General features: G+C 38.0%; 12 protein-coding genes. 6 read left to right on the forward strand and 6 right to left on the reverse strand.

Annotated elements, in window-relative coordinates; all coding sequences use genetic code 11:
- Positions 1-239 precede the first annotated feature (239 nt).
- The 4 genes from FW778_RS12945 (at position 240) to FW778_RS12960 (ending at position 4,996) form a co-directional block, all read left to right on the forward strand.
- Complete coding sequence (locus FW778_RS12945; RefSeq protein ID WP_150415137.1) at positions 240-1,577, forward strand: TolC family protein; 1,338 nt, start codon at positions 240-242, stop codon at positions 1,575-1,577.
- A gap of 28 nt (positions 1,578-1,605) precedes the next feature.
- Positions 1,606-2,886: an efflux RND transporter periplasmic adaptor subunit gene (locus FW778_RS12950; RefSeq protein WP_150415138.1), complete on the forward strand. Its 1,281-nt coding sequence runs from the start codon at positions 1,606-1,608 to the stop codon at positions 2,884-2,886.
- A 159-nt stretch (positions 2,887-3,045) separates the two neighbouring features.
- Positions 3,046-3,768: an ABC transporter ATP-binding protein gene (locus tag FW778_RS12955; protein WP_449404188.1), complete on the forward strand. Its 723-nt coding sequence runs from the start codon at positions 3,046-3,048 to the stop codon at positions 3,766-3,768.
- 1 nt (position 3,769) lies between these two features.
- Positions 3,770-4,996 carry an ABC transporter permease gene (locus FW778_RS12960; protein WP_150415140.1) on the forward strand — a complete coding sequence of 409 codons (1,227 nt, stop codon included), beginning with the start codon at positions 3,770-3,772 and terminating at the stop codon, positions 4,994-4,996.
- Between the two features lie 3 nt (positions 4,997-4,999).
- On the opposite strand, the gene FW778_RS12965 is transcribed toward FW778_RS12960, so the two are convergent.
- Both FW778_RS12965 and FW778_RS12970 read right to left on the reverse strand, forming a co-directional pair.
- The gene (locus tag FW778_RS12965) at positions 5,000-6,226 is read right to left on the reverse strand and encodes an RNA polymerase sigma factor (RefSeq protein ID WP_150415141.1); all 1,227 of its coding nucleotides are present in this window, start codon (positions 6,224-6,226) and stop codon (positions 5,000-5,002) included.
- A 47-nt stretch (positions 6,227-6,273) separates the two neighbouring features.
- A complete protein-coding gene (locus FW778_RS12970) occupies positions 6,274-6,636 on the reverse strand; it encodes a YciI family protein (protein ID WP_150415142.1) in 363 nt (120 codons plus the stop codon).
- A 269-nt stretch (positions 6,637-6,905) separates the two neighbouring features.
- Here FW778_RS12970 and FW778_RS12975 point away from each other — a divergent pair, with 269 nt between their 5' ends.
- Entirely contained in the window at positions 6,906-8,411 is a 1,506-nt protein-coding gene (locus FW778_RS12975; RefSeq protein ID WP_150415143.1) for a hypothetical protein, read from the forward strand.
- A gap of 505 nt (positions 8,412-8,916) precedes the next feature.
- Here the strand turns inward: FW778_RS12975 and FW778_RS12980 are convergent.
- Both FW778_RS12980 and pnuC read right to left on the reverse strand, forming a co-directional pair.
- Entirely contained in the window at positions 8,917-10,008 is a 1,092-nt protein-coding gene (locus tag FW778_RS12980) for an acyl-CoA dehydrogenase family protein (RefSeq protein WP_150415144.1), read from the reverse strand.
- Between the two features lie 7 nt (positions 10,009-10,015).
- A complete protein-coding gene (gene pnuC, locus FW778_RS12985) occupies positions 10,016-10,645 on the reverse strand; it encodes a nicotinamide riboside transporter PnuC (protein ID WP_235906249.1) in 630 nt (209 codons plus the stop codon).
- A 483-nt stretch (positions 10,646-11,128) separates the two neighbouring features.
- Here pnuC and FW778_RS12990 point away from each other — a divergent pair, with 483 nt between their 5' ends.
- Complete coding sequence (locus tag FW778_RS12990) at positions 11,129-11,827, forward strand: hypothetical protein (protein ID WP_235906250.1); 699 nt, start codon at positions 11,129-11,131, stop codon at positions 11,825-11,827.
- A gap of 60 nt (positions 11,828-11,887) precedes the next feature.
- On the opposite strand, the gene FW778_RS12995 is transcribed toward FW778_RS12990, so the two are convergent.
- Both FW778_RS12995 and FW778_RS13000 read right to left on the reverse strand, forming a co-directional pair.
- A complete protein-coding gene (locus FW778_RS12995) occupies positions 11,888-13,762 on the reverse strand; it encodes a hypothetical protein (RefSeq protein WP_150415146.1) in 1,875 nt (624 codons plus the stop codon).
- Positions 13,763-13,764: 2 nt separating this feature from the next.
- A complete protein-coding gene (locus FW778_RS13000) occupies positions 13,765-20,265 on the reverse strand; it encodes a hypothetical protein (protein ID WP_150415147.1) in 6,501 nt (2,166 codons plus the stop codon).
- Positions 20,266-20,282: the final 17 nt, after the last annotated feature.

Consider the following 20,282-nt stretch of genomic DNA (forward strand, 5'->3'; position numbering starts at 1 on the left):
GTATGGACAAAAATGATTGCTGTGCTTCAATTTGCGACGTAACTTTATTGTAATTAATGTGCTGTAAAAAGGCATAAATATCCTGCTTTTCTACTCTTCTTCCTGTGAAAAAATAATCTGCAAACACTAACCTCCCCTGATAGCCGCATACCCATTTGGGCGAAGGAATTTTTAATTTTTGGCATCTAATTGTTATGTGAACTTTCTACGATAAATTATTTACGGAGAACCTATTGCACATGAAAACAATCAAATTTATACTCATTTTATTGTCAGCTTTTTTTCCTGCATTATTATTTGCACAGGATAGCTCAATGCAACATATGCCAGGAACATGGACGTTAGAGCAATGCATAGCTTATGCCAAAAAAAATAATATTCAAATAAGCAAACTGCGCCTTAATGCAAGTGCAGCAGAGGAAGACTTGAAAGCCTCAAAAGCTGCTGTACTTCCTAATCTTTCAGGCACCATATCTCAAAGCCTGGTGAACAGAAAAAACTCAAATTTAGTTGTGGGCGGCTTTCAAACAAATGCAAATGTTTCAAGCAGCTATGGTTTAAACTCTTCTATACCGGTGTATAACGGTGGCTATCTTAAAAATGATATTAAATCCAAACAGCTCGCGCTTCAATCCTCAAATCTAAGCGTGCAGGAAACTGAAAACGATATTACTTTAAGCATAACCCAGGCTTACCTGAATATACTTCTCGCAGGAGAAAATATTACCTATTTAAAGGAAGTGCTTGCCACTTCGCAGTCCCAATTAAAACAAGGACAACAACGTTTTGATGCAGGAAGCATTTCACGAAAAGACCTTGTGCAACTGGAAGCCCAGGCAGCAACTGACCAGTTTAACCTGGTAAATGCTAATAACAACTACCGCCTGAATATTGTAACATTAAAACAACTTTTACAACTACCTTCTTCTTATACTTTTAAAATAAGTGTACCTGATACAATTATTGTGCAGCAGGCCTTCGAGCCTTTGGATGAAGCGCAAAGAACAGCACAAAGTGTAAGACCAGAAATTAAAAATGGTGAGTTGGGAATTCAGCTGGCTGAAACCGAACTTGACAAAATAAAAGCATCCGTAAAGCCAACCGTTAGTGTGGGTGCGGGATTGGCCACAGGTTATTCCGGTAATGAGAGTTACAAATATTTTCCACAGTTGAATAATAATTTTTATCAATCATTGGGGCTCACATTAGGAATACCTATTTACAGCAGGCGTATTAATAGAACAAATATTGCCAGGTCAAAAATTCAAATTAAACAGGCAACTCTTTCATTGCTTAATACAAAAACCTTTTTGGATCAGCAGGTGGAACAGGCTTACATTAATCTGCAAAATGTGTTGGCGCAGTATGCCGCAGCGAAAGAACAATTAAGAGCAAATGAAGAAAGTTACAACATAACTAATGCCGAACTTCAGTTTGGTGCGGTTAACATTTTGGAGTTGCAATTGCAAAAGAACCTCTATATACAGGCTTTACAATCTTATACACAGGCAAAATACACGGCAGTTTTATATAATAAAATCTATTCGTTTTATACAGGAGTTCCTGTAACATTATGAAGTATGAAATCTATAATAAAGTTTGACAATGAAAAAGTTTAAATGGTTATGGTGGTTGTTGATTATTGCGGCAGTTGGCTTTGCGATCTGGTTTTGGAAATTCAGGTCAGAAGAATCTGTGATAGAACTCCAGGTTGAAAAGCCACAGTATGGAAATATTTCAAATTCAGTAACTGCAACGGGTACGATACAGCCTGTAGATACGGTTACTGTCGGCTCCCAGGTTTCAGGCACTATTAAAGGTGTGTACGCTGATTTTAATTCTACCGTAAAAAAAGGCCAGCTTCTTGCACAAATTGACCCATCTTTATTTGAAGCCCAGGTGCAACAAATTACTGCTAACCTGCAATCTGCACGAGCAAATGAAGTTTATCAAAAAAGTAATTATGAAAGACAAAGTAAATTATATGGAGTAGGTGCTATCAGTAAGGCAGATCTCGAAACAGCTTTATATGGCTACAATAGTGCAGTGAGTAATGTAAATGGAATAACTGCCCAGTTAACGTCAGCAAAAAAAAACCTTTCGTTTACAAAAATATATTCGCCTATTGATGGAACTGTTTTATCGCGTAATATCAGCGAAGGGCAAACTGTTGCCGCAAGTTTTAATACTCCTACCCTTTTTAGCATTGCGAAAGATCTTACCAAAATGCAGGTACAGGCTTCTGTTGACGAAGCAGATATTGGTAATGTAGCCAAAGGCCAGCGTGCAATATTTTCAGTTGATGCTTTCCCTTCAGATACATTTGGCGGCATAGTGAAAGAAATAAGATTGCGTTCAAGTGTGTCTTCTAACGTAGTGACCTACGCGACAATAATTGATGCGCCGAATGACCAAATGAAACTCAAGCCGGGAATGACGGCTAATATCACCATTTATACAAAGGAATTAAACAATGTATTATTGATTTCTGCAAGAGCACTTAATTTTCAACCGGATTCAGTACTGCAAAAAGTCTATTCAATTCAAGGGAAGTTACAAGAAAATAATGCCAAAAGAACAAGAATGAAACAAGTCAGTAAAATTGAACCATCTGGAGGAAGCAATATAAATGCTGATTCAGCAAAAACAGCTTTTGTATGGTTAAAAAAAGACAGTAGTCTTGTCTTGCACCGGATAAAAACCGGGATGGATGATGAGACACAAGTGCAAATTATTTCAGGCCTGGATATAAATGATGAAGTGGTAACGGGATATATACAGGAGAAAAAAGCAGATCTGAAAAACAACACCCAAAAAAGCCCTTTTATGCCTCAGCGGCCGGGAAGAAGTAACAGAAGAAATAGCGCAAGTCCGCCACCACGGTAATTAAATCAAAAAATTTATAATAAAAGCATTTCGGCAACTAATAAAAAATATAAAGCATATCATAACGGTTAGGATAAAACGAATTAAATCTTCGGATGCTAACGACGATATCTTACAATACAAACCAGGATGGGAAATAAAATTTTAGATATAAAAAATTTGAAGCGTGTATTTAAAATGGGAAGCGAAATAGTACATGCATTAAAAGGTATTTCGTTCATAGTGGAAGAAGGCGAATTTGTTACCATTATGGGTAGCAGCGGATCCGGCAAAACAACTTTATTAAATATTATTGGTTGCCTCGATAAGCCAACAGATGGTGATTATTTATTAGATGGAGTGAATGTAAAATTACTATCACGCAATGAACTGGCAGGATTACGTAACAATAAAATTGGATTTGTTTTTCAATCGTATAATTTATTAGCAAGAACTTCTGCATTGGAAAACGTTGAATTACCACTGATGTACAATTCAAAAATATCTTCAAAGGTGAGAGAAGAAAAAGCAAAGCAGGCTTTACATGCAGTCAGGCTTGATGACAGGATAGATCATTTGCCCAGTCAATTATCAGGCGGCCAACAGCAACGGTTAGCCATTGCACGTGCATTGGTAAATGAGCCGGTAATGATCCTTGCAGATGAAGCAACCGGCAACCTTGATACAAAAACATCCTACGAGATCATGTCTCTGCTGCAGGAACTAAACCAACAACAAAAAAAAACAATTGTATTTGTAACGCATGAACCGGATATAGCATCATTTAGCAGTCGCACCATCACATTAAAAGATGGTAAAGTAATTAAGGATACAAAGAATGAAAATGTGAGATCAGCAAAAGAAGAATTGGCGGCGTTGCCGGTAAGTGATTATAACTCATAAAATGAATGCATTAAACCTTTTACGAATAGCCTGGAGAGCATTGCTCCGTAATAAACTACGGGCCTTTCTTACTATGTTGGGCATCATCATTGGAGTTGCTTCTGTAATAACAATGGTGGCCATTGGCGAAGGTTCTAAAGCAAGTATAAGAAGCCAGTTATCGGGTATGGGTTCCAACATGATCAACATAAGGCCAAGCAGCAACCAGGCAGTTGGCGGCGGCGCAAGGATTGGCGCTTCAGGATTACAAACTTTAAAGATCGAAGATGTAAACGCCATCCGCGACCATGCACATTTTGTTACTGCGGTTTCCCCTGCAGTGCAAGCCAACGGCCAGGTCATAAATGGGCCTCTTAACTGGCCCACAACTATTCAGGGTGTTCATCCGGAATTCCTCAGCATTCGCGATTGGCAGCTGCAATCAGGCGTTGTATTTACTGATAATGATGTTAAGATATCTGCAAAAGTTTGCCTAATAGGTCAAACGGTGAAAAGCAATATTTTTTCGCCAGGTGAAGATCCGGTTGGAAAAATTATTCGCTTTAATAAAATACCGCTTAAAGTGATTGGGGTATTGTCTCAAAAAGGAGAAAATACATTTGGGCAAGACCAGGATGACATCATTCTTGCGCCGTTTACAACAGTACAGAAACGAATTTTAGCTATCACCTATGTGCAAACAATTTATGCATCCGCTGTTGATGAAAACAGTTCGGATACTGCTACCAGTGAGATCAGTACTATACTTCGAAAAGATCATAAACTCAAACCAACAGATGATGACGACTTCACTGTACGGACACAGGCCGAATTAATAAGCACCATCAGTTCTACAAGCCAGTTGCTTACCGTATTATTAGCCGCTATTGCCGGCATATCATTGGTTGTTGGTGGTATTGGCATCATGAACATTATGTATGTATCTGTAAAAGAACGTACCAAAGAAATTGGTTTGCGTATGTCAGTTGGAGCAAGAGGTATTGATATATTGTTACAGTTTCTTGTTGAAGCAATTCTTATTAGCTTGACAGGAGGCGTTATCGGCGTAGCATTTGGAATTACTGCGTCTAGCCTTGTAAGTTATTTTCTGTCATGGCCTACACTTGTTTCACAATCGTCTATTGTTTTATCATTCATGGTTTGTGCAATTACCGGTGTATTCTTTGGTTACTATCCGGCAAGAAATGCATCCAGGCTGGATCCTATTGAAGCATTGCGTTATGAATAAGTTCTAAAGATTATCTATTTTCTTTTGAATTGTTTGCTTGTCTGTCTGGGTTTTCGCAAGTATCAGCGCTTTTTGAAAATTTTCTTTTGCTGTGTTATTGTCGATATCGCGATACAATTCACCAAGTAAAGTGAAATAGAAATGATTGTTTGTTAGTTTTAATTTTTCAGCTTCTGCAATTGCTTCCTGCTTTCCATTTGCTTTTGAAAGTGCATATGTTCTGTTGAGTGCCGCAATGGGCGAGTATTCTATTTGCAGCAATTGATTAAACAATTGTAATATATTTTCCCACTTTTCTTTCGTGTCATTTTTAATCGTGTACCAGTACGCAATACTTGCTTCTATATGATATTTTGAAAGTCTGTTTCCGTGCGCAGCCTTGTGAAGAAAATATACGCCTTTAGAAATCAATTCAGCATTCCAAAGTTTTTCATCCTGGTCTTCATATAAAATCATTTCGCCATTTTTATTTTTCCTGGCCTCGAATCTTGAAGACTGAAAACACATTAAAGAAAGCATTGCGTTTACTGCCGGCTGATTTGTCTGCTCGTTTTCAATAAGAAGTTTTGTTAACCGCATTGCTTCCAAACAAAGGTCTTCACGTAATACAGCGTCTTTGCTTTCAGAATAATATCCTTCGTTGAAAAGTAAATACAAAGTGGTCAATACTGTTTCCAATCGTTTATTAATTTCCGTTTCATTTGGAAATTCAATTTTTATTTTTTCTTGTCTTAATTTTTCTTTTGCCCGGAACAATCGTTTATTAATAGTTTCTTTATTGCTCAATAAAGCGTTGGCGATCTCTTCAATCCCAAAACCACAAAGAATACGAAGGGATAAACCTATTTGCGCTTCTGTAGAAATTGATGGATGACAAATAGCAAATAACATTTGCAACTGGCTGTCTTTAATATTTTCATCTGATAAGTCAATATCAATTTCCTGAACCTCTGAAGCAGCCTGTTTTACTTCTTTGATAATTTTATTATTAAAAAGATGATTGCGGTTAAGATAATTTATCGCTTTATTTTTTGCAACCGCATAAAGCCATGCGGTTGGATTTTCAGGAATGCCTTTGTAAGTCCATGTTTCAAGTGCTGATAAAAAAGTTGCGCTGGCAATATCTTCAGCAATTTCAATATGATCAATACCAAATAGCTTACATAATACAGCCGTTATTTTTCTGAATTCAGTCCTGAATAAATGTGGTATTAATTCTTCTTGATTCATAAAATAAAAAGCTTTTGTAAAAATACTTACAAAGGCTTTTAGATTTTTTAGTGAACACTATCCCGTTTTGCAATTTTCCTTACTTCTACCGTATTGCCCTCTCCCTGTAAAACAGGGCAGCCTTTTGCGAATTCAACAGCTTCTTGCACAGAATCTGCTCTTACAGTAATGAAACCACCAATGGTTTCTTTGATGTCACCAAAAGGTCCGTTGGTAACAACTTTGCCAGAACTGGTTTTTCTCACCACCCTGGCATCATTAAACGGCAAACCTGTTCCGTTTACGAATTTGTTTTGTGCTGAAATACCGCCAATCCAGTCCATAGTCTGTTTCATCCAAATTTGCATTTGTTCCGGCGAAGCTATTTTGCTACCGTCTTCATGTCGCATGATTAATACATACTCATCCATTTTCTTAAGTTTTAATTGTTATAAAATATACATCAATAACAAACAGGATTTCTCAAATTGGACATATTTAAAAATATTTTTAAAATCCTCAAAATAATTGAAGTCCGTAATTGATATCACTCTTGTTATAACAAATAAACGCCAGTTACTGAAATTTGAATCAACTTCACATCATTATTTTTATCATTTTTTTATACAACTAAGGCAAATGGTTTGCAGAATCTTAGTTTATTTGAAATTACATTGATTTTTCAATCCGCGTTAATAACATGTTTCAATTATTATCATTAAAAAAAAATATTGACAGTTTAATAGCTGCATTAGCAGGTTTTTCTATCATTTTTTTATACACGAGGCATGGAGGTATTGGGCTATGCCCCGATGGTGTTGTCTATACGACCACAGCAAAAAACATTTTATCACGTTGCCAATTGATTGATTTCAGGCATTATGCTCTTGTTGAATTCCCGGCTTTCTATCCACTTTTTCTTAGTGCGATCATGCTGGTAACCGGGCTGCAGCCGCTGGTGTTTGGTGCTATTTTAAATGCACTTCTTTTCTCTATTGTAATTTATATATCCGGATCTATAACAGAACAATTCTCACATAAATCAAAATGGTATAAAGCCGCGATATTAAGTTGCATTGTTTTAAGCCCAGGCCTTTTGGAAGTCTACTCAATGCTGTGGTCAGAAACTATTTTTATATTATTTCTGTTGCTGTTTATAATAATGATGCATCGCTATTTTCAAATGTATTCAAGAAAGGCTTTGATTGCAGCAGCCGTAATAACATCGCTTGCATGCGTTACGCGTTATGCCGGAATTACAATCATCGGCACAGGAATTATATTATTATTACTCGATACAAAACTGGCGTTCCCACGAAAATTAAAAGATATCGTTTTATTTGGATTGATAAGTCCTCTCCTGTTAATAATTAATCTTCTACGAAATTATATGGTTGGAGGAACTATGACTGGAATTCGTGAAAAATCATTTACACCATTAAGCAAAAATATGCACGATGCAGGCGCTGTATTTTGCGACTGGCTTCCTTTTTTTAATGGACATTATAACGGTGCCGTATGGTTGACGTTATTCATAGTTTGTTTTCTCGCATTCATTTTTTTGAAACAATATTTTCGCAAACTGCAAATGGTTACTTATGAAAATATTGCTGTAAGTTTTGCACTGTTTTATTTATCTTTTATGATAATTATTGCCAGCATCTCAAGATTCGAAACTTTAGACAGCAGGTTTCTAAGCCCTGCTTTTATACCGCTAATATGGAGTTGCAGCAATTGGATGATTTCTTCATCTCAAAAAATTAAGCGGGTAAATAAGAAATTGATGGTAATAGGTGCGGCTGCTATTTTCTTATGTTTCCAGTATGGACAACTTGCTGCGGATTATGAAACATGGGACGGTGTTAAAGATGCCGGCATACCAGGTTATACTGAAAATCAATGGAAATATTCACCAACAGTGCTTTATATTCAAAAAGATTCATTACCATTTAAAAAAGGATATACGATTTATTCAAATGCTTATGATGCTGTTTATTTTTTTACAGGGAGACCCGGTAAATTTCTACCAAATAAAGAAAACAAAAGCAAGGTGCAGGAATTTCTAAACGATTCGCATTGTTATGTGATATGGTTTGACGACGGAGAAAACCCGGATCTTGTGGGAATGAATTTTATAACTAAAGTAAAAAAAATGAAACTTGTCAAACAATTTGACGATGGAGCTATTTATGAATATTACCAGTAGAAATCTACCTGCTCGTACTAAGCATAATTCAATAATCCCTTTATAATGTGCCCCTAGCCTGTTGAATATACCGAGTTTGCCTGTTAACCAAAAAAAACCCGCAATACGAGATGCGGGCATTTAGCAATTAATTTTATTCTTCAGGTCATTGTTGTTAACAAGGGTTTCGGAAACCAAAATTAAGGTGGTTTTTCACTGGAATAATAATTTAGAACGCCCATCATCGGCAATTAAATTCGGAAGATTCAAAATTTACTTGAGACAAATTTATGACATTTTACCCGATAAAAACGCCAATAAATAATTAACAAATTAGTATAGAACAAATGCCGTGGCATCTAACCGCAATTAGATGAGAAACAATTGGGAATTATAAATGAATTGCGGAATAAACGAAATCCAGCTCACCTAACATAAAAGCGTAAACGAAAATAGAAGCGGAATCACATTACTTTAACCTGATGTACTCAAAAGTGACCTTAGATTGCCGCCGGCCTTAAAACAATTAAATAAGCAAAGAATGCTGGCTTGCAGTATGTAAATCGCGCCATACCCTGTTTATTTCAGAATGATTGTTGGCAGCAATAAGCCCGCAATAGGGATACAATTCATCAACAAGTCTTCGGGAGGTGGCGGCTAATTCTTTACTTTGCTTACTAACTCCAGGTAATAATTCCGCTGGTACGACATTGTTCTTTGCACATTCATTCCATGAATTTTTAATAACTAAGTAAAAGGATTCTCTCTTGTGCTTCAGTTCCTCTCTTGCGTTGTTAAGGCAACTGCGCGAAGTATCAATGTAATTTCTATTCTCAGATCTTCCGTTAAATAGTGGCTGGCATACGTCCATAAAATGTATTGCCATACCGCAAATGTTTACAGCAAGCGTTGCTTCTGCAAATTGCAAAAAAGGGTATTGATAAAGCGGTTCATCAATGAAAGTAAAAGCTGCGTCAATCACAAAACACCTGTTTTCGGGTATCCTTAACCGTTGAACTTCAAAACTATTGCTTGATGTTGCCAGCATACCCATACAATCCCAATCATTGTGCAGTATTACTTCTTCTCTTAAAAACAAAAACGATTTTATGACAGCGCTGCCATCTTTATCCCGAATAATAGTTCCCTTATCTTCAATAAAACAATTAGCAGTAAAAGCAGTGGCATGTGCAGAGCCGGTTGCATATTTCCAAAATCCGGTTATTTCGTATCCACCTTCAATAATTCTTGCTGTGCCTGATGGACGCCCACTTCCGGCAAGACACACCTTATCTTTATTAAAAATAATTTTTGCTAAGTTTGGTTGTAAAAATCCAATAAACCAATTGGCCCCGCTGCAAAGTGTTACTGTCCAGCCAACACTTCCATCAACCCATGCAAGACTTTCCTCAATATTAAGCGCCTCAGGAAGGGTCAATTGCAAACCATTATATTTTTCGGGAACAAATAAATTAAACCATTTTTGCTTATAGATAATTGCCAGTTGCTCCGGGTGCAGGCTCCCGGTTTTTTCTGCTTCTGCCGCTAAACTGCGTATAGCCGCCGTTAGTTTGGCATCAACAAATTGGGATGGATGAGGTATTGCTTTTATATTCATTACACAATTATATTTTAATTAAAGCGGCTTTTTCCGCATTGATGATCTTTCTCCATTGAATATAACCCTGCACGCCTATAACAAAAAGAATAACTGTGAGGGCAGCAAACAATGGTAACTGCTTATAAAATAACAATGGTACCCCAAAAGCATTAGACACATTCAACAATATCCAGTTTTCTATCTTGCGTTTCGCCAACAGCCACATGCCGGCCCATGCAGTAGCGCTTACCCATGCATCCCACAGCGGAACTGTTGATGGAGTAAAATTTTTAAGTAGCAAAGCAAGTATTACAAAGCTGCCCGCAATAATCCCTGCTACCGTTATCCAGTCTCTTCGGCTACACGTAGAAATCTTGACCGGTGGTAAATTTTTCTTTTTAATCCAATACCACCAGCCATATATACTCATAACGATATAATACCCGTTCAGCAGTGATTCAGCATAAAGGCCGGCTAACAATAATATATAAACAGAGAGCACTGTAGCTGCAATGCCTGCCGGATACAACCATATATTGTTAACTTTGGCCAGCAGTACTTCTGCCACGCCTAATGCTACAGCCAGCCATTGTAGCCAATCAGTTTCTGCTACCTGTTTAAGCATCAAATACCACCATTCATGTATCGCCATCATTACATTAAATTTCAATAATACTCACTGCTTATACTTATGTATTATTCTCATTCCTACGCCGGTATTATCCGGATCAGGTATTTGAAAAAAAAGACAATCTGAATCAGCTTTCTTTCAATGGGTATAATCTCAGCCTTTCTTTCAGTGATAATTATGACTTTTTTTAACGAATTATCACAAGGCACCCCTTGAGTTTTGTGTGGCAAAGGTAAGTAAATAGAATTTTTTCTGGTTTATGTATAATTAAAAGATTAATGGTTACTCAGTCGTTTTTAGTGCAAAAAAATGTTATTTCAATCTTGTATTTTATAAAAAATATTTCTATCTTGTTACTGTTTATATTCGATCGCATGTGCGGTATCGGGTTTGGTCCGAAAAGAGAATATTACCACCTTAATAAAGTTGAATAATGAGTCTCTTCGTATGTTAGCCTGTAGGAATTGTTGATCTGACTGTCTTCATTTGCGGTTAATTACCTGTCTTGTGTTCTCAGAAGGAGCTTCAAAACCGAACGTGAGTTATGGAACATATTTCTTCTTAAAAGGTGTTTTTTATTTTATGCACTTTCCTGCTTCACCAACCTTCATCGTTTTGTGCGGCAAAACCGGCTCAGGCAAAAGCCTGCTAATCCATCAGCTCGAAGCCTCGGGTTACCCGGTAATTAATTTAGAAAAGATTGCTTCACACCGCGGTTCCGCATTTGGCGGGTTATTGCTTCCACACCAACCCTCACAAAAGGAATTTGAAAACGAAATTGAAAAGGCCTTTCTTAACCATGCTTCTGCCAAATACATATTTATTGAACAAAAACCGTCTTCTTTAGGCAAAAGAAAAATCCCTGCCTGGTTGTATGCAAAAATAAATGAAGGAATTATCGTGCACCTGAATATTGACAAGCAAGCAAGAATTAATAATATACTTAAGGAATATAAGGCTGCCGGAAAGGAGAGTTTTATAATTGCCTTGCATAAATTAGAAAGGCGTTTAACAGTGGCAGTTATAAAAGAAATGGAAGCACTACTGCGTGCGGAGAATTTTGAAGTATTTATAGAAAAAATGCTCGATTATTATGACAATACTGCAAAATACCAGTTACCAAAAAAGGCTGATATGGTTTTAAATGGCCAGGGAGAAGATGTCGCCGTTATGAAAAAACAGTTATTACACGCATTACACCTATAGACACGAATTATTATGGTTCTGCCATTCATTCAAACGAAGAGTAACTCAATCGTGCGTTTATTATTTCTTAACCGCATCAACTTTATCATACGCCAAGCCGCTTGAGCCTTCTCCTCTCCCGACCTGCTTTCTGTAGCCATACCAGTTTACCACAGAACCATTGTACCAGCGGGTTCGCTGGAAGGTGGCTGAAAGCTGCACGCCGGCCCTGGGTACCTCTTCTTCATTAATAAAATAAGCTTTGGCTTTTATATCATCATCGTCTATGCCTTCCCGTAATAACTGTGTTAGGGGCCTTATGTGTGTAAATTCGTTATTAAATAACCGGGGCATTGACGCACGCTGTAGTTTAATTTGCCTGTTTTTATCATCCGTATGAACAGGAATAAACGGAATCCAGTTTTCAGGAACGGTATTGGCTAATGTATAGCGGAACATTGCGTTTACGTCGGTGTCGTTAGCAACAGGGGTTGTGTCAAGCTGTTGCAATTCATCACTAAATGCTCTTGCATTATTATTGCCGTCAAGCGAGCTTCCTAATTCATCAGGCAAGAAAGATTCAATAGCCCAGACACTATTGGTCATTTCATCTCTCACAAAATATACTTCTTCATTTGGTTCGCGCTCGAGATTCTTAACCACGTTTGGCAAAACCAACAGCCTCGTATCTGTAGGCGTGTTTCTTATTCCATCAGGATTCAATGTACTTAAGTTGTACATACCCCAACCCGCCCAGTTATCAGTGAGTCCCTGGGTTGCTGATTTTATAAAGAACTGCTGGCCGAACACGTCGGTAACTACAACACCTTTTATTTCACATAAAGTACCAACGGGTACCCGGTATGGAACCAACAACCAGTCAGTGTTATACATCAATGCATATTCGGTAAAAATTAATTTCGGCAGATCAGTTGTTTGCGCATTGATGTTTCCCAAATCAACTTTTCCATTTTCAAATTGCCACCAACGCGAATTAGGTGCGCCTGCAAACTTCGCTTCAACAGGTATTACAGATAACAACTGATCTTTTACATTAAGCATATCATTTGCAGAAGCATCTCCTGATAAACCATCTATGGGCTCTGCAGGCTTATTATACAAATCAAAAGAAAACCAATCGAGATCACCGGAATAATATTGGTCTGCAGAAAGTATAATGTTCTTTGCATCTTCTCCCGGTAAAGCACAATCGAACTGGTACTCTAATTTAGAAGGAAGCCATGCGGAACTTGTTACATCATTAAAATCATAGGTGCTCATAAACCAGCTAACATAAGCCTGTATAGCATCTAACACTAGAGAATTATCGCCATTGCCTAATATAAGACTATTGATAACATTGGTTTGGTTATTAAGAATAGCCTGGTATAGTGCGAATCCGTCGAAATATCTGCCCACACTAGCATTCACCATGCTCACATATTTTTCATTGCTCAATGATTTTACTTTATTTATAATGGTTTGATTGCTGTCGCCCACACGCACTTCATCAATTTTACTGAAAGGGAATAATTGAACTAACTTACTCCTGTAAAATTTACTGCTATTTGTTGCCGACATACTGTGCGTATCTGCAGCATGATCAATACTTCTTAGAAAAACATAGGCAGTGTCTAACTTACTTTTAAAATCAAGACGGTAAGGCATATTCTCAATTCGCTCTTCCAAAGGAATACTGTCGTCAAACGGTTGTGCGTTACCGTTAGCCGTCTTTACCTGGGTGATGGCAGTTGTTTTCATATAGATTTTAGAAAAGATAGCCGAGCCGGTATCTTCTCCATGCAATTCTCCAAACTGCCATTGCCGTGTGAGCATCCACAATGCATCATATACACCGGCCTCTAATACTTTATCAAACTCTGCATGCCTGGGCCTCGATTCTAACCGGTTCCAGGCTCTGAATGGCTCACAGGAAAATGTATCTATTCTTGGCATAGTTAATTTTGTTTAGGAAGTTTAACATCAGAAAAATCCATTACTACCTGTACGCCTAAAGGATTGGTATCCTCATTTCTGAACTGCGGTGGCACTACTTCGGAAAATACTCCGGGTAGAATCTGGCTCAGGTACGTATTATCAAAATGATCCGGCTCAACCGCCCTATTCTTTGCAAGCTCAACGGTATCTATAATGGTATATACTAAATCATCCCATGCCCACTGATTAGTTACCTGAGGTGTTACAGCAAGTAACAAAGATTGTGGCGGCGACGCATTTGGATTATTATAGTTAAATGTAATGCCAGTGGTTTGTTCTTTGGATGGAATAATTTCAATCCATTCATCAATAATAAATCCTGATTGGACGCCTGCAATTTGTAACTGTTGAGGATTCATCACAACCAAAGAGAGCGAATCGCCTGCGGGAGTAAAGGTGGTAGGAAATTCAATTCCCAGCCAATAATCACCTGCCGTGTATGGCAACTGAACCGGCTCAACCGTTGCAACATCTAAATTATAAATATCAGTTGTTTCAATAACCATCGAAACATCATAAACACGTTCCCGCACTTTTGCCACATTTTGCAGCCAGTCTTCAACTGCAAGCGCCCCGCCGTTTCTTGCTATTTTTTGAGAAGGAATCAGCGCTAACTCGGTTTGAATACTGGTTACTTCCAACGGTGTGTATAATGGATTAATGATTGCATTTTTGCCCAATATTATTTTTACAAGCTCTGTGAGTTTTTGCACCTTCAACTTGGCAGTTGCAATTGTTGCCAATGCCGTGAAGGCTGTAGCCGCCTCACTTTCACGTGATACAGCCTGGTTATAAATATTTACCAGTTGCTGTAATAAAGTTGTGCCGCGCTGCGCGTCTGTTGCATTCACATCGAACGGTATAGAAAGTGCATTGGGTAGCCCAAGGAAAACCGCATTGTTGAGATGCGTGAATACATCATCCGTTTGCGATGATGTAAGAACTACATCGCTTATATGTGTTTTGCCACTTAAAACATCGGTAAGAAATGGCTCTGCAGCAACACTTTGAATAAATATCTGTAAAGACTTGTATGCCCCGGAAACTCTTTTGTTCAATTCATCGGCATCCCAGTTGCCGGTATTACCGGGGTTAATAACGTCGTTGGGTAAACGTAAATCGCTGTCCCCTGCATATTTCGCATTACTGATCATGTTACGGATATGATTCATCAATATATATATTTCTGATAAAGATTTATCATCCAGGCTCCATGAACCGTCTTTCTCTTTTATATTTACTGAAAGGCCGGATTGATAATCATTATTTGTTTTCCTGTATAAATTAATAATGATTTCCGCAAATTCATTTTCCGCACCGGGGATTAAAAAAAAGTCAAGCGGCTGGAGATTTAATGAACTAATGGAGAAACTTGTTTTTGTTACTACTTTATTAATATCAGTTTTTGTAAGAACATATTTAATAGCACTTGCAGGCCCTAATGTAATTCCTAGCCAGTTATTAAAAGTGGGTTCGGTTAATGAACGTATGGTACTGTTACTTCCCCACCCTGCCGGGATTTTTGTTGAATCGGAAGTTGCCTCAAAGTTAAGCACCACCCGTTGTGTTACAACAATACCATTTCTTGCAGTGTCTATAATTTGTGCCTCAGGAATATTTTGACCTTCCGCCAGCGCAGTTAACATGGCACTTGCACGTACATGGTTCCCTAACACCATCTGGTAAACGCTTTCAGACATTGCCAGATCGCCTAATGCATCAAAGGCATCTGCCATACGATCGATCTCTTCAATAATTAAATCATAAGTTTCATTTTGCGGATCGCCACTGAGATTTGCATTAATTACGTTTTTTATTTCGGAAGGAAAATTTGCATAATTATTTGCCTTCAAAAGGTCTGCTATCGTTTCATCTTTAATTGCAGGATTTCCCGGCCAATCTACCGCGGCATGTACTGTATCCAGTATTGCTGAGCCATTCACAACCAGGCTTACATAAGTAGGCTCACCGTTAGCAGTTTCATCAACCTTTTGTTGTAAAGGAAATGCCTGCCGCAACGGTTGAATATATTTATCAAGTTCCATCGACTGGTATTTATCATGAAGTCCTCTTTCAAACTGAAACCCAAGTATAGCACCGAGTTCCTGTCCATTGCGAATACCTTCTATTAATTGCATTGCCATACGTACACGGGCAGACGAAATATTTACAGCAAGCCTGTTAGCGATATCCTCGGCAGAAGTATTGTTCGTCATATATGCATTGCGCAAAACCGCAGCAGCAATTGCCTGGCCGATTGAAGGGCCATGAATAAAGCCCTGATTGGTTGTATCATGATAAACAGGCTTAGTTGCATCCAGTTTAAAGCTTCCGAGTGTTTGCTGATCATTAAATACTTCTTTTCCTTTATCTCTTCTTAAATTCTCCATGTATCCATACGCGCCTAAAAAAAGACCATTAGCATGCTTGCCTCTTTGTTGCTGCAAACGCTTTACCACAAAGCCAAGCAACCATGAATCCAGGCGATAAGTACACAAATCAATATGCTCTGCCATTAATATATCAAGGCTCTCTGTGGGCACACGTTTCAATGCCGTTACTGCATCACGAATATTGCTAAGTTTATCAAAGAATTTTTTATGATTATTATTGAATAAAGCGGGGGTCTGAGTTTTTACCCTGTCAAGATAATTGGCTACTGAATGAGTATTTGTATTTATAAAATTATAAAAGGGATTAGCTGTTGTGGTTGATGGTAATGCAAGATCCGTTACCAGGTCTGATAAATTCTTAAACAGGAAATGCCATTTAGTGAGATATTTACTTTTGTAGGCACCATCCTGGAAAATTTTATAATGATAATGATTAGTATCCCCGGTTGAGCGCCTGCTTAATTCCTGAATTACATTTTCGGACTGCAAAATATTTAAAGCAGCTTCCTGGTAACCTTGCAATAATGATTGACGGAGCATCACAAACAACATGGTGTTGAAAGGTATGCGGGTCGGGTCGCCGACTTTATTGCCGCCCAGCATATCATTTGCATTGGCGGATAGAAGCCAGCTTAAATAATCAGTTTTTAAAAGACTGTCGGATTCAGGAATTGTATCTATCAAATTGCCGGTTACCGATAAATTATTCTCCACGAGACGTGCTACAAATAACCTGGATGCATCAAACTGTTGTAATATGCGTGAATATTGCGTGTTCCTCAGAAGCCACGGAAATAAGCCTTGTAGTTTTTCATCAATAAAATCAAAGGATGGAGTAAAGACACCATCTATTATCTGGTTCTTAAAAATTTCTGTTAAGCCATTTGGTCCAAAATTATCAGTGGCTTTAAAATTAGTGCTGAAGCCTTCGCTTGAAGCATTAGGCCCTTTCGCAATGTTGATGGCATATCTATAAAAATAATCAAGCGATGTCGCATTCAAGCCAAGCATTTGCACAAAACGCTGTTGAGGATCTTTTCCGGCTTCGTCTAAATTGCCTGAATAAATAACATGCTGATTGCGAAGATCGGTCCAGGTGTCCTTAAACATATTCAGCAGCCGGTACAAACGCATATCATAACGCTGCTGCAGTTTACTTTCAAGCGCTGATGAACTAACAGCCCAGGGCAAAATCGTTTGCGCCTCACCGATAGTAAGCGCCGGTATAGACGTGCTGTACAATCGTAATTGAGAAAAAGCCGTAGTGGTTAAAATCCCATAGGGCTGCATCCCGACCCGAACGGACGGAACCACTCCTCTTCCAAAACAATAATTAGTAAAGAAATCTTCGGTGCGGCGTATGTTATCATAGGTAAACATATCATCCCACATTTCTTCCATATAGTGGCCTAATGAAACACCCCACAAAGCCCGGTTAGCGGCATAAGCATTAGCAATTTCAAGATTGGATGCATCGTTTGCAAATTGCATTACGGTATTATCGATACCAAGGGCATCACAAAAATATTTTCCATCTGCTATGTTGAATAAATTTGTTTGAGAAGGATCATACTTAAGATTATTTATCTCAATATCATAACGCTGTTGCACATCATCATCGCTTTGCCAACCGGATTTCGCCTCATGGGTATTGTTGGTAGGTGTTCCCACTTTTAAAAAGTTCATTCCATCTACTCCGTAAATATGATTGGTAAATAATTGCTCAACCAATTGCTTTGAATTGGCTGCATCCGTATTTTTTATACCGAGTACTATCAGCCTGTCGATACCATTGTTGTATTCATCATCGGTAATATCAAGTGTAACACCCATTCCTTTTAAAACAGCAATATCATAATCGGTCATCCACTTTAAGCCTTCATCAATATTCATGTTACCATTGGCATCAATGGTAAATAAAGAAAGATCATTAAACTTTTGCGGATCCAATCCTAACTGCAATTTATCATCTATCGGATTGCCTATTGCTATACGTGTAAACTGATCGCCTTTCATGGTAATCACAGCAAAGCGCTCTGGCAGACAGTTAGCATGAGGAGCACTCGTCCAGTCCCCATCTTTTGAACTAACGGCGGGATACACGAAAGGATTCGGTATATTATTTACGAAATCTTTATGGCTTACAGATTTTATCTTATTAAAAGCATTTTGAACATTAGCCATTTGCGATGCCACTATATGGAGGCTGTTTAGAAATACAACATAGGTCGTCTGTTTAAGTTTGGCAAGGTCTTTACTCTTGGTGATAAGCTCGTTGAAAAGACCAGCTGTATTAATAAAAAAGCTCTTGAACTTATTTATCAGAAAATCCTGTTCTATGCTTAATGATGAAAGTTCGGTAAGAATTTTTTGAAGATTCGAATTTATTAGAGGTATAGTTTTCTGTGCGACGGCTACTTTCATAATCCCCAGGCCATTACTGTTCAGGGGTAGTTTTTTTAAAATATTATTTATAGAATCAAGAATATTAATAGCATCAATAATTTTTGCGGAAGGATTTGTTTGTAGAGCGTTTATATTTTGCGGAATAGTTGCAGGGTTTAATACCCTTGCCACCCATGAAGCCCGGTGAGTACCTAAAGCAGCACACAGTGTTTGCCATGCACCCATTTGCAAATCTTTATCTCCACCTGCTGCCCACCATAATTTCCAGAATTGCTTTCCGGCATCTTGTTCATTTGCAGTTAATGCTTCTTCATGAGTCATCACAAAAATATCATCAGGATAAATACGTACCCACAACTGGTTAATTAACTGCGGCGGAGCGGGCAGATAAACAGGTTTCGGAAAATTATCTCCAACACTTGCAAAGCCACCAATAACGCTAATTACACTTTGATTAAAATAACTACTTATGAGTGTTTTGCCTGAAGACTGGGATTTATTCGCAGCAGCATAGCTATTTATCCGGTCGACTGATTTTTGTACTTCTGTATTGATAGATGCAAATAAATTTTGCAGGGTTTGTATTTGCCCCGGCTGTGATTCCGGTATAGGCGCCTGTATTGCTTTTGCGAGGGAAGCTATACGTGGCTCAAGATAGGTTTTATATCTTTTTATTACATTGTATTTCTGACTTTGCTGTTGATTAAATCGTTTGATTTTTACCAATGCTTTGATGCCGCTAAAATACACATCCCCTGTTTGCATGGCTGGCGGCCCCGGAAGATTATTTAGTAAAGGAAGTGTTGTTGTAGCAAACGCATTACTTAAACTAATAATTTCCGTTACCAGGGGTTGAACGGTATCCTGCACAAATTTCTTCCATGCGGCATCTGCGTGCAATTTATCAATGGAAGCAGTTACAGTATTTAATTGGTTTTGTATATCTGTTTGGAGTTCCTGTATGCGGGCTCTTTGTACTTTTTCTATATACTTTAATGCTTTAACTTTCTCATCAAGGCTTTGATAAAAACTTTTTATACCGTTTAGTGTGTTAGTAATATAATTGTATAAAGGCTTTTTGTTTTTAACATCAGTATAAGGAGTTCTTTTTTTATTAACTCCATTTAATATTTGATGAGTCGTATCAATAGAGATGAAAGAATCTATCAATACCCGGGCAGGCTCAATGGCACTAATATCTATAATTTTTGTTCCGTTAATTGCATTAGCTAATTGGATTATAGCTGCATTCAGTTTCTGGCTATCGGGGGCAAATGTATTTTGCGAAGCAGTAACAACGAGTAACATGTCTTTCTGCATGTCACCAAACAATTGTTTCAGCCACCCTTTTTCTTTTATTGAAATAACACCCAATGATTGAACTGGAGTTATTAATCCCGTAGCGTCGGTAGTTAAAGTGCGTATATTGTCGCCCGTTATATTGGCTTGGGTGTTGATTGCTTCAATTTGTACGAATGCCATTCCTTCCAAAACCGACTCAACTGTGGCGGTTACCTGCAGGGATTGTTTTGATACCTGCATGAACCTTGTCTCAGTGCGCACAGGTAATAACAAAAAAGGAATCGCATCAGTATGTTGAGCGACACTATTTCTTATATCGTTTAAACGGGGATCTTCTACTTGTGCATGAATCGTTGACATAATTGTTCAGTTATATA

The sequence above is a fragment of the Ginsengibacter hankyongi genome, from assembly GCF_008710285.1.
GTDB lineage: Bacteria > Bacteroidota > Bacteroidia > Chitinophagales > Chitinophagaceae > Ginsengibacter > Ginsengibacter hankyongi.